The sequence below is a fragment of the Pseudomonas sp. D4002 genome (genome assembly GCF_013385665.1).
Taxonomy (GTDB): Bacteria; Pseudomonadota; Gammaproteobacteria; order Pseudomonadales; family Pseudomonadaceae; genus Aquipseudomonas.
Genome location: NZ_JACAPN010000034.1, coordinates 30,605 through 43,777, shown reverse-complemented (window position 1 = coordinate 43,777; position 13,173 = coordinate 30,605). Strand labels below are relative to the sequence as shown.

Annotated in this window: 17 protein-coding genes; 10 read left to right on the top strand and 7 right to left on the bottom strand. The window is 60.2% G+C overall.

The features are described 5' to 3' along the window. The first annotated feature begins 8 nt into the window (after positions 1-8). The 6 genes from HX824_RS23860 to recX all read left to right on the top strand — a co-directional run bounded on the left by HX824_RS23860 (position 9) and on the right by recX (position 4,357). Positions 9-1,016: a phage late control D family protein gene (locus HX824_RS23860; RefSeq protein WP_177009847.1), complete on the top strand. Its 1,008-nt coding sequence runs from the start codon at positions 9-11 to the stop codon at positions 1,014-1,016. A 114-nt stretch (positions 1,017-1,130) separates the two neighbouring features. Continuing rightward, positions 1,131-1,688 (top strand): glycoside hydrolase family 19 protein, encoded by a 558-nt coding sequence (locus HX824_RS23855; protein WP_023659218.1) that lies wholly within the window; start codon positions 1,131-1,133, stop codon positions 1,686-1,688. Next, positions 1,676-2,167: a lysis system i-spanin subunit Rz gene (locus HX824_RS23850; RefSeq protein WP_177055183.1), complete on the top strand. Its 492-nt coding sequence runs from the start codon at positions 1,676-1,678 to the stop codon at positions 2,165-2,167. Before HX824_RS23855 ends, HX824_RS23850 begins: the two co-directional genes overlap by 13 nt. Positions 2,168-2,238: 71 nt before the next feature. Next, positions 2,239-2,739, top strand: a complete 501-nt coding sequence (locus HX824_RS23845) for a CinA family protein (protein WP_003208648.1) — start codon at positions 2,239-2,241, stop codon at positions 2,737-2,739. Between the two features lie 83 nt (positions 2,740-2,822). Beyond that, a complete protein-coding gene (gene recA, locus HX824_RS23840; protein WP_003208645.1) occupies positions 2,823-3,881 on the top strand; it encodes a recombinase RecA in 1,059 nt (352 codons plus the stop codon). A gap of 8 nt (positions 3,882-3,889) precedes the next feature. After that, complete coding sequence (gene recX, locus HX824_RS23835; protein WP_003208644.1) at positions 3,890-4,357, top strand: recombination regulator RecX; 468 nt, start codon at positions 3,890-3,892, stop codon at positions 4,355-4,357. 168 nt (positions 4,358-4,525) lie between these two features. Here recX and HX824_RS23830 read toward each other — a convergent pair whose 3' ends face one another. Both HX824_RS23830 and HX824_RS23825 read right to left on the bottom strand, forming a co-directional pair. Further along, positions 4,526-5,635 (bottom strand): TIGR00730 family Rossman fold protein, encoded by a 1,110-nt coding sequence (locus HX824_RS23830; protein ID WP_087695311.1) that lies wholly within the window; start codon positions 5,633-5,635, stop codon positions 4,526-4,528. Between the two features lie 375 nt (positions 5,636-6,010). Further along, a complete protein-coding gene (locus tag HX824_RS23825) occupies positions 6,011-6,451 on the bottom strand; it encodes a PA3611 family quorum-sensing-regulated virulence factor (protein WP_003208640.1) in 441 nt (146 codons plus the stop codon). A 205-nt stretch (positions 6,452-6,656) separates the two neighbouring features. Here HX824_RS23825 and HX824_RS23820 point away from each other — a divergent pair, with 205 nt between their 5' ends. From HX824_RS23820 to HX824_RS23810, 3 genes are all read left to right on the top strand, one after another. Then, a complete protein-coding gene (locus tag HX824_RS23820) occupies positions 6,657-7,367 on the top strand; it encodes a tRNA-uridine aminocarboxypropyltransferase (RefSeq protein WP_177019277.1) in 711 nt (236 codons plus the stop codon). Between the two features lie 254 nt (positions 7,368-7,621). Then, on the top strand, positions 7,622-8,272 hold the full coding sequence (erdR, locus tag HX824_RS23815; protein WP_003208636.1) for a response regulator transcription factor ErdR: 651 nt from the start codon (positions 7,622-7,624) through the stop codon (positions 8,270-8,272). Positions 8,273-8,347: 75 nt separating this feature from the next. Continuing rightward, on the top strand, positions 8,348-8,710 hold the full coding sequence (locus HX824_RS23810; protein WP_003208635.1) for a diacylglycerol kinase: 363 nt from the start codon (positions 8,348-8,350) through the stop codon (positions 8,708-8,710). Here the strand turns inward: HX824_RS23810 and HX824_RS23805 are convergent. Beyond that, the gene (locus tag HX824_RS23805; RefSeq protein ID WP_003208633.1) at positions 8,707-9,633 is read right to left on the bottom strand and encodes a LysR family transcriptional regulator; all 927 of its coding nucleotides are present in this window, start codon (positions 9,631-9,633) and stop codon (positions 8,707-8,709) included. The two genes, HX824_RS23810 and HX824_RS23805, sit on opposite strands and share 4 nt — an antisense overlap. Before the next feature lie 124 nt (positions 9,634-9,757). On the opposite strand from HX824_RS23805, the gene fpr reads away from it, so the two are divergent. Next, positions 9,758-10,537, top strand: coding sequence for a ferredoxin-NADP reductase (gene fpr, locus HX824_RS23800; RefSeq protein ID WP_003189055.1), 780 nt, complete (start codon positions 9,758-9,760; stop codon positions 10,535-10,537). A 118-nt stretch (positions 10,538-10,655) separates the two neighbouring features. Here fpr and tsaA read toward each other — a convergent pair whose 3' ends face one another. The 4 genes from tsaA to HX824_RS23780 all read right to left on the bottom strand — a co-directional run bounded on the left by tsaA (position 10,656) and on the right by HX824_RS23780 (position 13,150). Then, the gene (gene tsaA / locus HX824_RS23795; RefSeq protein ID WP_003208631.1) at positions 10,656-11,351 is read right to left on the bottom strand and encodes a tRNA (N6-threonylcarbamoyladenosine(37)-N6)-methyltransferase TrmO; all 696 of its coding nucleotides are present in this window, start codon (positions 11,349-11,351) and stop codon (positions 10,656-10,658) included. Positions 11,352-11,355: 4 nt separating this feature from the next. Beyond that, complete coding sequence (locus HX824_RS23790; RefSeq protein WP_003208629.1) at positions 11,356-11,817, bottom strand: DUF1456 family protein; 462 nt, start codon at positions 11,815-11,817, stop codon at positions 11,356-11,358. 77 nt (positions 11,818-11,894) lie between these two features. Then, positions 11,895-12,605 carry an rRNA pseudouridine synthase gene (locus tag HX824_RS23785; RefSeq protein ID WP_003208627.1) on the bottom strand — a complete coding sequence of 237 codons (711 nt, stop codon included), beginning with the start codon at positions 12,603-12,605 and terminating at the stop codon, positions 11,895-11,897. Positions 12,606-12,676: 71 nt separating this feature from the next. Further along, on the bottom strand, positions 12,677-13,150 hold the full coding sequence (locus HX824_RS23780; protein WP_003208626.1) for a GNAT family N-acetyltransferase: 474 nt from the start codon (positions 13,148-13,150) through the stop codon (positions 12,677-12,679). Positions 13,151-13,173 lie beyond the last annotated feature (23 nt).

Genomic DNA, 13,173 nt, shown 5'->3' with positions numbered 1-13,173 from the left:
GAGGAACCATGGCACTTGGATTCACACCGGCGGTGGAAATTTACGGGACCAATGCCGCGCTGCTCAACGAGCGATTACTGGAGTGGGAACACACCGATGCCGCAGGCTTCGTCTCCGACCAGCTCAAGCTGACCCTCGACATCGAAGGGCTTGAGGGATTGCCCAGCCTGGGTGGGAGGATCGGCCTGCGGGTCGGTTACCTGGAGACCGGCCTGGAGGACAAGGGGCTCTTCAAGATTACCCAGCGCACCCCGTACCTGTTCCCCCTGCGCCTGGTGTTGGTGGCCACGGCGGCGCCGTTCGACCAGGACGAATTCAAACAGCGCCGCACAGCCAGCCATGGGCCGACCACCCTGGGCGCACTGTTCCGCCAACTGACCATACGTTATGGATTCTCACCCAGGGTCGCGCCGGATCTGGACGCTGAAAAGATCGCTCACATCGACCAGACCAACGAAAGCGACATGAGCTTCCTGACCCGACTTGCCAAGCGTTTTGATGCGGTGGCCAAGCCTGTCGACGAGCTGTATGTGCTGGGCCGTAAAGGCCAGATCACCTCGCTGTCGGGCAAGCCGCTGCAAGAAGTGCGGCTGTCGGTCACTCGTGATAACCGTCCGGGCGACCGCGCGTTTATCAGCGCCAGTTTTACCGAGACCAGCCGGGCCAAGTTCGAAGGGGCCAAGGCGTCCTGGTGGGATGTCGCTACCTGCAAGAAACGTGAGGTGGAGGTGGGCGGTGCGCCGTTCAAAGTCCTTGCCCAGCGCTACCAGAGCGAAGACGAAGCCAGGACGGCGGCCGAAGGCGAGATGCGCCGGGTTAGCCGTGAAGGCCTGCAGATCAATGTGATATGCCCCGGCAACCCGGCGTTCCAGGCCGAAGGGCTGCTGGTGCTGGATGAAACCTGGCCCGGCTTCATGCAGGGGCGCTGGTCCATCGACACGCTGACGGCCGTCGGCAAACGCAAGGAAAGCTACCGATGCACGATCAAGGCGAACGGATTGTCGTCACCGCAATGACGTGCTCGATCGGTTCCTTCTACCCTATCCCCTCGATAGCCAAACGGCCCGCTGGATGGCCTTGGTTGGACGCTGTTGCTCAGTAAATATCTGGGCGTGTGAGAGTAAAAAACGATGCTGATAACACTCCCTCAACTTATCCAGGTAATGCCTGGAGCCCGCCTTAGAGCGGGCATTTTTTTAGCTCCTTTAAACGAGGCTACTGCACGTCACCAAATCACCACACCCAAACGCATCGCCGCCTTCCTCGCCCAAATCGGCCACGAATCCGGCGAACTGCGCTACGTACGTGAACTGGGCAGCGATCAATACCTGAGCAAATACGACACCGGTACCTTGGCCGCCCGCCTGGGCAACTCCCCGGAAGCTGATGGCGATGGCCAGAAGTATCGCGGCCGCGGCCTGATCCAGATCACCGGCCGGCGCAACTACCTGGCGTGCAGTCAGGCACTGTTCGGCGATGAGCGTTTGTTGCACCAACCGGAGTTGCTGGAGACGCCGCAATGGGCGTGCGAATCTGCCGCGTGGTTCTGGCAGCGCAATGGCTTGAACGAGCTGGCTGACCAGGACCAGTTCACCACGATCACCCGGCGCATCAATGGTGGCCTCAACGGTCTGGAGAACCGTATGCAACTGTGGGCGCGGGCGAAGGCGGTGTCATGGGCTTCCTGACGTCGTATCGCCTGCTTGGGTTTTGCCTGTTGTTCGCAGTTTCGGCGGGTGTTGCCTGGCAGGTACAGGCTTGGCGATATGGCGCACAACTCGAGCACCTGCAGGCTCTGCATGCCGCAGCACTCAGCCAGCAACAACAGGCCGAACAGGACAAACGGCTGGCACTGGAGCAACAACTCAGCGCCAGCGACCAACAACACACCCGGGAGCTTTCCGATGCACAACGCGCTCAGGCTCACCTGCGGGATCGCCTGGCCACTGCTGATGTGCGGTTGTCAGTCCTTCTCGACGCCAGCGATTCAGCCAGCGGCTGTACAATGCCAGCCACCGCCCCCTCCGGCAGCCTGGTTCATGGCGCCCCGCGAGCCCGACTTGACCCGGCGCATGCTCAACGAATTATCGGCATCACCGACGACGGCGATAACGCAATGATCGCCTTGCGCGCCTGCCAGGCGTATGTCCGGGCTGTCGCGCGTTAGTCTCTTGTAACTTGCATGGCCCATGGGCTCCTGTAGGGTAGGCGAATGCCCGTCCACTCCAGGAGATGACCGTGAAGGAAATTACTCAACTCGCCGCTGAACTTGGCCGACGCTTGCAGGTTCTCAATGCCCACGTCACGACGGCCGAGTCGTGCACCGGCGGCGGTATCGCCGAGGCAATCACGCGGATTCCCGGGAGTTCGGCCTGGTTCGAGGCGGGCTATGTCACGTATTCCAATCGCCAGAAGACCCGGCAGCTGAATGTGCCGGAGGCCCTGTTCCCCAAGGTCGGTGCCGTCAGTCGCGAAGTGGTGGAGGCGATGGTGCGGGGCGCCCAGGAGAAAAGCCTGGCGCGTTTTGCCGTGGCAGTCAGCGGCGTGGCCGGGCCCGATGGCGGTTCGCCGGACAAGCCGGTGGGCACCGTATGGCTGGCCTGGGGCGTGGGCGATGAGGTTACCGCCGAGCTCGAACACTTCCCCGGCAACCGCGACGAGGTCCGCCGACAAACGGTAAAGGCCGCGCTAGAGGGCTTGTTGCGACGAGCTGCAGCAGAAATAGAAAATCAGGGGTAGGCGATCACGGATCTTTGTGGAACAATACTGTCTACTTATACAGGTGTTGGCCGCCAGGCCTTATTGATTACGTGAGGACTTTAATGGACGACAACAAGAAGAAAGCCTTGGCTGCGGCCCTGGGTCAGATCGAACGTCAATTCGGCAAGGGTGCCGTAATGCGTATGGGCGATCACGACCGTCAGGCGATCCCGGCTATCTCCACTGGCTCTCTGGGTCTGGACATCGCGCTCGGCATTGGCGGCCTGCCAAAAGGCCGTATCGTTGAGATCTACGGTCCTGAATCTTCCGGTAAAACCACCCTGACCCTGTCGGTGATTGCCCAGGCACAAAAAATGGGCGCCACCTGTGCGTTCGTCGATGCCGAGCACGCCCTGGATCCTGAATACGCCGGCAAGCTGGGCGTCAACGTTGACGACCTGCTGGTTTCGCAACCGGACACCGGTGAGCAAGCGCTGGAAATCACCGACATGCTGGTGCGCTCCAACGCCATCGACGTGATCGTGGTCGACTCCGTGGCAGCCCTGGTACCCAAGGCTGAAATCGAAGGCGAAATGGGCGACATGCACGTGGGCCTTCAAGCCCGCTTGATGTCCCAGGCCTTGCGTAAAATCACCGGTAACATCAAGAACGCCAACTGCCTGGTGATCTTCATCAACCAGATCCGGATGAAGATCGGCGTGATGTTCGGCAGCCCGGAAACCACCACCGGTGGTAACGCGCTGAAGTTCTACGCTTCGGTCCGTCTGGACATCCGTCGTACTGGCGCGGTGAAGGAAGGTGACGAGGTTGTCGGTAGCGAAACCCGCGTTAAAGTCGTGAAGAACAAGGTGGCCCCGCCGTTCCGTCAGGCCGAGTTCCAGATTCTCTACGGCAAGGGTATCTACCTGAACGGCGAGATGATCGACCTGGGCGTGCTGCACGGTTTCGTCGAGAAATCCGGTGCCTGGTATGCCTACAACGGCAGCAAGATCGGCCAGGGCAAGGCCAACTCGGCCAAGTTCCTTGCGGATAACCCGGATGTTGCCGCTACGCTCGAGAAGCAGATCCGCGACAAGTTGCTGACCCCGGCACCTGACGTCAAGGCTGCCGCCAACCGCGAGCCGGTTGAAGAAGTAGAAGAAGTCGACACTGACATCTGAAGCAAACGATGAGCGTTGTCCTGGATACACCCGTCGCCGTAAGGCGCACTGCAATGGACCTGCTCGCACGGCGCGAGCATGGTCGAGTCGAGCTGACGCGTAAGCTGCGTCAGCGTGGCGCAGATCCCGAGATGATCGACGCAGCCCTTGACCGTTTGACGGAAGAAGGGCTGCTGTCGGAGTCCCGTTACCTCGAAAGTTTCGTCTCCTACCGAGCCCGATCCGGCTATGGCCCTGCACGAATTCGTGAAGAGCTGAGCCAGCGTGGCCTGCAGCGGGCTGATATCGAACTCGCGTTGCGTGAGTGCGGCATCAGTTGGCAGGCACAACTGGAAGAAACCTGGCGGCGCAAGTTTGCCGGTCATCTGCCCATTGATGCGCGTGAGCGGGCTAAGCAAGGTCGCTTCCTGAGTTATCGCGGGTTTTCGATGGAGATGATCAGTCGCCTGTTGAGCGGTCGGGATATGGATGACTGAAGTCTGCGCCTGGTAAATGGTTGCTCTGATCATTGCGGGGCTTGGTGTGGCGAGGGAGCTTGCTCCCGCTGGGCTGCGCAGCGGCCCTAACCTGCGCATCGTTCTACCTGACACAACCCAAAAGGCCCGCTATGAAAATAGCGGGCCTTTTTTCGTTTCAGTGTCAGGTCACGCCGTCTCCGTCACCCGCTGCTGCGTTTTCCCCTGAGCCTGGGCCCAGTTTTCCGGCAAGTTGATGTAATCCACCAATTCCCGCAACCGTCCCTGATCACGCCCGTTGAAGTTGAACACCAGCCGCGTCAGATGGCTGAAGCTTGGCTCGTCATGCTCTTCGCCGGTGTACGCGATTTGTTGGAAGTCGTCACTGAGGCGAAGACTGGCAAATGCCTCCTGCAGATGGGCCAGTGCGCGGTCACTCAACGGATGATTCATGCGAATCACAAACTGGCGCTTCAGCCAGCGGGTGGAGTGGAAGTTGGCGTAGAACTGGTTGATTTCGTCCACCGCCTCTTCGGCGCTGTACACCAGGCGGACCAGCTTGAGGTCGGTGGGCAGGATGTAGCGATTGGCCTCAAGCTGGCTGCGGATAAAGTCCAGTGCGCCTTGCCAGAAGCTACCGCCCGGTGCATCCAGCAGTACCACCGGTACCAGCGGGCTTTTGCCGGTCTGGATCAGGGTCAGCACCTCCAGCGCTTCATCCAGGGTACCGAAACCGCCCGGGCACAGGATCAAGGCGTCGGCTTCCTTGACGAAGAACAGCTTGCGGGTAAAGAAGAAGTGGAAGGACAGCAGGTTCTCGGTGCCATCGATGGTCGGGTTGGCGTGCTGTTCAAAGGGCAGGGTGATGTTGAACCCCAGGCTGTGCTCCAGGCCGGCACCCTCGTGGGCCGCCGCCATGATGCCGCCGCCGCCGCCGGTTATCACCATCAGGTCCGAACGGGCCAGGACCGCGCCCACTTCCCGGGCCAGTGCATACAGCGGGCTTTCCACCGGCGTGCGCGCCGAGCCGAACACCGTGACTTTGCGCCGCCCCTTGAACTGTTCGAGCACGCGGAAGGCGTGGTCCAGTTCCCGGATCGCCTGCAAGGTGATCTTGGCATTCCAGCGGCTGCGGTCGTCCTGGGCCATGCGCAACACGGTGAAGATCATGTCGCGATAAAGGGGGATATTTGGGCTGTTGGGCGCAATCAAGTGGAGTTGCGCGTCGACCTGCTGCGTGAGGTCGGTGCCGTTTTCTTCAAATTGACGGATCAGGAGTTCATTCGGTTCGTAAGGCATTCAACTTCTCCTTCTTCACAGAACCCTGGGTGCCGGCGAGAAATTCGTCGGGACCACGACACTGCATGTGTCGTTGCCTCTGATTAACGAGGTGGGCGATACCGGTTCTGTATATTCCTTATGATTAAAAACCTTTGCATTGCACGCTCAGGAGGGCAACCCTCTTTTGCCCTGAAAATGTTACAGGACGGTGTGAAAACCCGATGTTCCAGGCGTTCAGGATGAATTGATCATGAGCCTATAAAGTCTTGGCTGGCAACCGCTTATTGATCACTTCTGAGGGAGTTTAGACGCTGCCGCGAGCGGACAATGGCGGAGAGTGCAGAGGGGGATATTGCGCGCCGCTGGTCAGCGGCGCGCGACAGGAGGTGTCACTTACTTTTTCTTCTTCGCGGCAGCCGGTGCCGGGCAATCTGCTTCCTGGAACTTCACCGAAGCTACCGGGCGGTTGGTTTTGTTCTCGGTGATTTCATAGCGCATGATCGCGCCCTTGGCCATCAGCTCGCGGTAACCCTTGTTCAGGCACACACTTTGGCCGAGCTGGAAGTACACAGCCTTGGGGTTGGCGCGCATTTGCTCGGCGCGGTCGGGCAGTACGCTCAAATGGTCAATCAGCTGCAAGCCTTCAACGGTGTAGGCAACTTCCAGGGTCTTTTCGTCAATTTCCCGTGGCAGTTCTTTGTTGGTTTCCTCTGCGACGCTTTGCAGCTTCCTGTTCAGTTGAGCCTCCAGCAACGAGGCCGCTTGGGCACCCAGAGGCAACACCAGCGCGAGGGCGACGGACGGAACTACAAGGCGTGGCATAAGACGCAGCATGAAACTCTCCTGATTCGGTTACTGGTGCATAGACCAGCCACTGCGCTGTGCGTTCAGTGGCGCGGGATTATAGGTGACCGCTTGCCCCTAGGGCCAGCCTATTGCCGGGAAGTGCAGGTGGCCGGGGGCGGCTCTGGTAAACTGCGGTAACTTTTGCCTTCCGAGTTCTATCCGTGTCGATTTCCACTTCCCTGCGGCGCACCCGATGAGCCATGCCGTCTCCCGTTTGCGCACGCAGCGCCTGGCCCGTGCCGTAAAACCGTTTGTAGCGCGAGGCTCGCGGGCCGAACGCTGCCCCGGCTGCCGGGTGATTCCCGAGTACTGCCTGTGCGCCTGGCGGCCCAAGGTCCAGGCCAGATCCGGCATGTGCCTGCTGATGCACGACGTAGAGCCGATGAAACCCAGCAACACCGGCTGGCTGATTGCCGATGTGATCAACGACACGACCGCGTTCCCCTGGTCGCGCACTGAGGTTGAGCCGGAGTTGCTGACCTTGCTGGCCGACCCGCAATGGCAGCCATACATCGTCTTTCCCGGCGAATTCGTGGCCCCGGAGCGGGTGGTCCATCAGGTCAAGCTGGAGGAGGGCAAGCGCCCGCTGTTTATTTTGCTGGACGGCACCTGGAGCGAGGCGCGCAAGATGTTCCGCAAGAGCCCGTACCTGGAGCACTTGCCGGTGCTGAGCCTGGCGCCCGAGCAACTGTCGCGCTACAAGCTGCGTCGCTCCAAGCGTGATGACCACTTCTGCACCGCCGAAGTCGCCGCGCTGTGCCTGGAGCTGGCTGAAGATGCCGCAGCCAGTGAAGTCCTGGATGCCTATCTGGACGTATTCAGCACTCACTACCTGGCCGCCAAGTTTCAACTGGCGCTGGACCCGGCCGATGTCGTCCATACTCGCCTTGCACCTTATCTCTAGGTGTCATGGCCAGCCGACCTTTGCATGATGGCCGCGCAAACGCGCAGCCCGCTAAAATAGCCACGGGCGTAGCGCTTGACCACCCAGGCTACGCTGGGCATGCTTGGCGCCGATTGGGGCGCTGTCACAGATTGGATACGTCGCTTTTTGACGTTGAGCGCGCCCTTTGGTGACTGCTGGCCTGGCAGCCACCTTGCGCGTTGGCGAGCACTGAACCCATCAGTGCCGCCCTAAAAAACAGGATCATTTAATAAATGGCCACATACGAAATCCTGATTGCCGATGACCACCCGCTGTTTCGCAGTGCGCTGCACCAGGCGGTCACGCTGGGCCTGGGGCCGGATGTACGCCTCGTCGAAGTGGCCAGTATTGCCGAGCTGGAAACCCGTCTTACCGAAAAGTCCGACTGGGACCTGGTCCTGCTGGACCTGAACATGCCGGGTGCCTACGGTTTTTCCGGGCTGGTGCTGCTGCGTGGGCAATACCCGCAGATACCGGTGGTGATGGTGTCGGCCCAGGAAGAGGCGTCGGTGGTGGTGCGCTCCAAGGAGTTCGGTGCCAGTGGTTTCATTCCCAAGTCCAGCTCCATGGAAGACATCCAGAAAGCCGTGCGCACGGTGCTGGATGGCGATGTCTCCTGGCCGCCGCAGGCCTTTGAAGAGATCAACGTCTCCGACGAAGCCAAGGCCGCGCGTGATGGCCTGGCCAGCCTCACGCCCCAGCAGTTCCGCGTATTGACCATGGTCTGCGAAGGTCTATTGAACAAACAGATTGCCTACGAGCTGAGCGTGTCGGAAGCGACCATCAAGGCTCACGTCACGGCGATCTTCCGCAAGCTCGGCGTACGTACGCGAACCCAGGCGGCGCTGCTCTTGCAACAACTTGAGTCAATTTCGCAGCATTAAGACGCTGTTCATTCACGTTTTTTTGACTTTGCTTGCTCTAGTTTCCCCACACCTTTTTGCTCAGTTGCCTACTCTATGTCGCCTTTCAAGGGTCAAACCGGTATCAAACGTATTTTCAACGCAGGCGGATATTCCCTGGATGGCCTGCGTGCGGCTTTCACCGGCGAGGCGGCGTTTCGTCAGCTGGTGTTGCTCAATGTCATCCTGATCCCGCTGAGTTTCTTCCTTAACGTCAGCCGGGTAGAGCGGGCGCTGCTGATCGCCGTGTGCCTGCTGGCATTGATCGTCGAGTTGCTCAACTCCGCCGTCGAAGCGGCGATCGACCGGATTTCCCTGGACCTGCACCCCTTGTCGAAAAATGCCAAGGACATGGGCAGCGCCGCGCAGTTCGTAGCGCTGACCATGATTACCCTGGTGTGGGCCGTGATCCTGATCTAGGCAATGGTCGGCAGTACGATCTCGTCGCTGCGCTGCACCCCGGCGGTGAACGACCGGCACAGCTCGAGGAATTCGCGCATCGCCGAGGTCTGGTACTTCTGCTTGTGCCAGATGAAGTAGAACTGCCGGGCCAGGTCCAGGTCCGGGGTTTCCACCGGTACCAGGCTGCCACGCCGGAAGGCGTCGCGCAGCGCCAGCCGGGAAATGCAGCCAATCCCCAAGCCTGATTCCACCGCGCGTTTGATTGCCTCGGTGTGTTCCAGCTCCAGGCGGATATTCAGCGCGCTGCGGTGATGCCGCATGGCCTGGTCAAAGGTCAGGCGTGTTCCAGAGCCTTGTTCCCGCAGGATCCAGGCTTCATGGGTCAGCTCTTCCATGGTCGCCTGGCCGCGCTTGGCCAAGTGATGCTGGGGGGCGCAGAACACCACCAGTTCATCTTCCACCCAGGTTTGCACCTCGATGTCCGGGTGGCTGCAGTCGCCTTCGATTAGACCCAGATCAATTTCGTAGTGCGCCACCTGATGCACGATATGCGCAGTGTTCTGCACATGCAGCTTCACCTGGCTCTCGGGATGCTGCTGCATGAAGCTGCCGATCAGCAGCGTGGCCAGGTAGTTGCCGATGGTCAGCGTGGCCCCGACCGCCAGGGAGCCGAAGCCCGACTTGCCGTTGAGCAGGTCCTCGATCTCCTTGGCCTGGTCCAGCAGTGCCACCGCCTGGGGCAATAGCTGGTGACCGAGGGCGTTGAGGCTCAGGCGTTTGCCCGCGCGGTCGAACAACTGGCAGCTGGATTGACGCTCCAGCTCGGTAATCGACGTGCTGGCGGCGGATTGAGATAAGGCCAGAAGGCCAGCAGCGCGCGAGACGCTTTCCTGCTGGGCGACGGCGACGAAGACTTGCAGTTGACGTAGAGTAAATCGCATATCGATATAACCGATAACCCTTATCTTAATAATCCAGTTAACAGATATTGTCGCCGCCATTAGAATGCTGTGCAATTGCGCATCCATCATTTGGCGCAGACCCATTTCCAGGAGTCCCCCGTACATGAGCAACATGAACCACGAGCGTGTCCTCAGTGTTCATCACTGGAACGACACTCTGTTCAGCTTCAAGTGCACCCGCGATCCGGGCCTGCGCTTCGAGAACGGTCAGTTCGTGATGATCGGCCTGCAACAGCCCAACGGCCGCCCGCTCATGCGCGCTTACTCGATTGCCAGCCCGAACTGGGAAGAGCATCTGGAGTTCTTCAGCATCAAGGTGCCTGATGGCCCGCTGACTTCCCAATTGCAGCACTTGAAGGAAGGCGACGAGATCATCATCAGCAAAAAACCGACGGGCACCCTGGTGCTTGACGATTTGAAGCCGGGCAAACACCTGTACCTGCTCAGCACCGGCACTGGCCTGGCGCCGTTCATGAGCGTGATCCAGGACCCGGAAACCTACGAGCGTTTCGAAAAAGTGATCCTGTGCCACGGCGTGCGTTACGTCAACGAAGTCGCCTACCGCGAATTCATCACCGAGCACCTGCCGCAGAACGAGTTCTTCGGCGAGGCCCTGCGTGACAAGTTGATCTACTACCCGACCGTGACCCGTGAGCCGTTCGAAAACGAGGGCCGCCTGACCGACCTGATGCGCAGCGGCAAGCTGTTCAGTGACATCGGCCTGCCGCCGATCAATCCTGAAGACGACCGCGCCATGCTGTGCGGCAGCCCAAGCATGCTGGATGAAACCAGCGAAGTGCTGAACAGCTTCGGCCTGAAGGTTTCCCCGCGTATGCGTGAGCCGGGCGACTACCTGATCGAGCGTGCGTTCGTCGAGAAATAAGCGCGACGCAAAAAAATGTGGGAGCGGGCTTGCTCGCGAAAGCGGTGTAACAGTCACCAGATGTATTGACTGATCCACCGCTTTCGCGAGCAAGCCCGCTCCCACATTTGTTTCCGGTTTACCCGGCCGACACGACTTCCAGCACACAAATCATCCCGGCTTCGGGATAGTGCCAGCGCACATCAACATCCCAGAACTGCGCCCCGTATTCCCGCTCCGGCCCCGGCGTCTGGTACGCCGGCCGTGGATCCTGCGCCAGGCACTGCTCGATCAACGCCACCAATGGCTCGCCAAGGCGCTGAGCGTGGCCTTCTGCCTGTTGCAGCGCAGTCTTCAGCCACTGCACGGGAATCAGCTGTGGCGCAGCGCTGGCGATGCTGTTGGTCGCAGTGTCAACTATGTCTGCGTACGGCACGTACGGCTTGATGTCGAGAATCGGTGTGCCATCCAGCAGGTCGATCCCGGATATCCACAGGCGTCCATCTTCCACCTTGTCCAGCTTGACCACTGACTGGCCGATGCCGTTGGGCCGGTGCGTCGCGCGGGTGGCGAACACGCCCATGGACGTGTTGCCACCCAGGCGAGGCGGGCGCACTTTCAGGCGGGGCTTGTCTTCCAGCGCCTGGTGGAACAGGAACAGCAGCCACACATGGCTGACCTGTTCCAAACCCTGCACCGCCTCACCCTGGTCGAATGGCGCCACCAACTCCAGCACGCCCCGGGCGGCAGGCGCCAGTTGTGGCTGGCGCGGGATGGCGAACTTCTCCTTGAAGCAGGAGCGGACAAAACCGATGGGCGAGACGCTGTAGTTCACGGGCTTAGGCGCGAACGCGCAGGGTCAAGCCCTTGAGGAAGTTGCGCAACAGCTGGTCACCACAGGTGCGGTAGTTGGTGTGGCCGAACTTGCGGAACAGTGCGCTCAGCTCAGGCTTGGACACCGGGAACTCGGAGGCCTTGAGGATTGCGTGCATGTCGTCTTCCTTCAGTTCGAAGGCCACGCGCAGTTTCTTCAGGACGATGTTGTTGGTCACCGGCAGTTCGATCGGCTGCGGTGGACGGCTCTCGTCCTTGCCGCGCTTGAAGATCACCAGGCCATCGAGGAAATGCGCCATGACTTCGTCCGGGCAGAACACGAAGCCTTCTTCCTCGTCTTTCTTGAGGTAGGTCAGCAGGTCGTCCTTGGTGACTTCCATGCCGCCGAGCTTGATGATCTCGACCATCTTGTTGTCGCTGATGTCGAGCATGTAGCGCACGCTGCGCAGTACGTCGTTGTGAATCATGGTGGGCAATCCTGGTCATTCAACTGTGGACACCGCCCAGGCAGGCGGTATCGAGAGATTCGGCGGCGAAAAAAGTCTTAGAACTTTTCTTTGCCGGACAGATAGCGCCATTGGCCTACCGGCACTTTGCCGATGGAGACTCCGCCAATGCGGATGCGTCGAATGGCGACGACTTTCAGGCCGACGGCTTCGCAGAACAAGGCAATCACACCCGGTTGCGGGTTTTTCAGCGCAAAGCGCAGGCGGTTCTCGTTCTGCCAGCTGGCTTTCACCGCAGGCAATTCCTTACCTTTGTAGGTCAGGCCATGGTTGAGGCGGTTCAGGCCGTGGGCGACCATGTCGCCGGACACCTCCACCACGTATTCCTGTTCGATCTTGTTCGCGTCAGCGGTCAGCTTGCGCAAAATCTTCCAGTCCTGGGTAAACACCAGCAGGCCGCTGGCCTTGGCTTGCAGGTCACTGCTGGCGGTCAGGCGCAGGAAGTGGCCCTTGAGCGGGCGCTTGCTGAAGCGGTGTTCTTCCGACAGGGTCTCGGCGTTGATCGACGCCATGGCTGTCTCGGCATCCACGCCGGCGGGGGCGTGGAACAGGATGGTCACCGGCTCCGGCGCTGTGGCCTTGGCCTCAGGGTCAAGCTCGACCTTCTGGGTGGTGACCTTGAACTGCGGCTCGTCGATCACTTCGCCGTCCACCGTGACCCAGCCGCCTTCGATGAACAGCTCAGCCTCCCGACGGGAGCAACCGACCAGTTCGATGAGGCGTTTGGAGAGGCGTAGGGGTTCAGTCATGACAAGGGCCGAAACAAAAGGGGGCGGCTATTGTACCTGTGTGGCGCCGGTTAATCCCGGCTCCATTTCATTTAGCCGCGACGTGCCTGTGGCTGGGCCTGGCGCAAACGCATGTGCAGCAACGGATAAGGCTGCCCCATGCCGTCATGGTCCGTGCGTCCGATCACCTCAAAGCCTTGCTTGAAGTAAAAGCCCAGGGCCTGCGGGTTCTGTTCGTTGACGTCCAGTTGATCGGCATTCATCGACTCGATGGCATAGCGCAGCAATTGCCTGCCCAGGCCCTGGCCACGGTGCTCGGGGTCGATAAACAGCATCTCGACCTTGCCCGCGGCCACCCCGGCAAACCCGGTGATGCGCTGGCGCGAGTCCTTGGTGCAGATCAGCATCACCGCGTCGAGGTAGCGTGTCAGCACCAGGTTTTTCAGCAACTCGATGTAACTGTCCGGCAGGAAATCATGGGTGGCCCGCACCGAAGCCTCCCAGATGCGGGTCAGTTCCTGATAGTCGCTGGATTTGGGTGTATGGATAACCGAATGCTGACGCATGCCCGCTGCCCCTTGCCGATGAT

What these genes read in the sequence shown, in the direction of transcription:
- recX (WP_003208644.1), top strand. Translation starts at nt 3,890, where the DNA reads ATGAGCGTTGTCCTGGATACACCCGTCGCCGTAAGGCGCACTGCAATG.
- HX824_RS23780 (WP_003208626.1), bottom strand. Translation starts at nt 13,150, where the DNA reads ATGCGTCAGCATTCGGTTATCCATACACCCAAATCCAGCGACTATCAG.
- HX824_RS23850 (WP_177055183.1), top strand. Translation starts at nt 1,676, where the DNA reads ATGGGCTTCCTGACGTCGTATCGCCTGCTTGGGTTTTGCCTGTTGTTC.
- HX824_RS23810 (WP_003208635.1), top strand. Translation starts at nt 8,348, where the DNA reads ATGTCGCCTTTCAAGGGTCAAACCGGTATCAAACGTATTTTCAACGCA.
- HX824_RS23855 (WP_023659218.1), top strand. Translation starts at nt 1,131, where the DNA reads ATGCTGATAACACTCCCTCAACTTATCCAGGTAATGCCTGGAGCCCGC.
- HX824_RS23805 (WP_003208633.1), bottom strand. Translation starts at nt 9,633, where the DNA reads ATGCGATTTACTCTACGTCAACTGCAAGTCTTCGTCGCCGTCGCCCAG.
- HX824_RS23820 (WP_177019277.1), top strand. Translation starts at nt 6,657, where the DNA reads ATGAGCCATGCCGTCTCCCGTTTGCGCACGCAGCGCCTGGCCCGTGCC.
- fpr (WP_003189055.1), top strand. Translation starts at nt 9,758, where the DNA reads ATGAGCAACATGAACCACGAGCGTGTCCTCAGTGTTCATCACTGGAAC.
- HX824_RS23830 (WP_087695311.1), bottom strand. Translation starts at nt 5,635, where the DNA reads ATGCCTTACGAACCGAATGAACTCCTGATCCGTCAATTTGAAGAAAAC.
- HX824_RS23860 (WP_177009847.1), top strand. Translation starts at nt 9, where the DNA reads ATGGCACTTGGATTCACACCGGCGGTGGAAATTTACGGGACCAATGCC.
- recA (WP_003208645.1), top strand. Translation starts at nt 2,823, where the DNA reads ATGGACGACAACAAGAAGAAAGCCTTGGCTGCGGCCCTGGGTCAGATC.
- erdR (WP_003208636.1), top strand. Translation starts at nt 7,622, where the DNA reads ATGGCCACATACGAAATCCTGATTGCCGATGACCACCCGCTGTTTCGC.
- HX824_RS23790 (WP_003208629.1), bottom strand. Translation starts at nt 11,817, where the DNA reads ATGATTCACAACGACGTACTGCGCAGCGTGCGCTACATGCTCGACATC.
- HX824_RS23825 (WP_003208640.1), bottom strand. Translation starts at nt 6,451, where the DNA reads ATGCTGCGTCTTATGCCACGCCTTGTAGTTCCGTCCGTCGCCCTCGCG.
- HX824_RS23785 (WP_003208627.1), bottom strand. Translation starts at nt 12,605, where the DNA reads ATGACTGAACCCCTACGCCTCTCCAAACGCCTCATCGAACTGGTCGGT.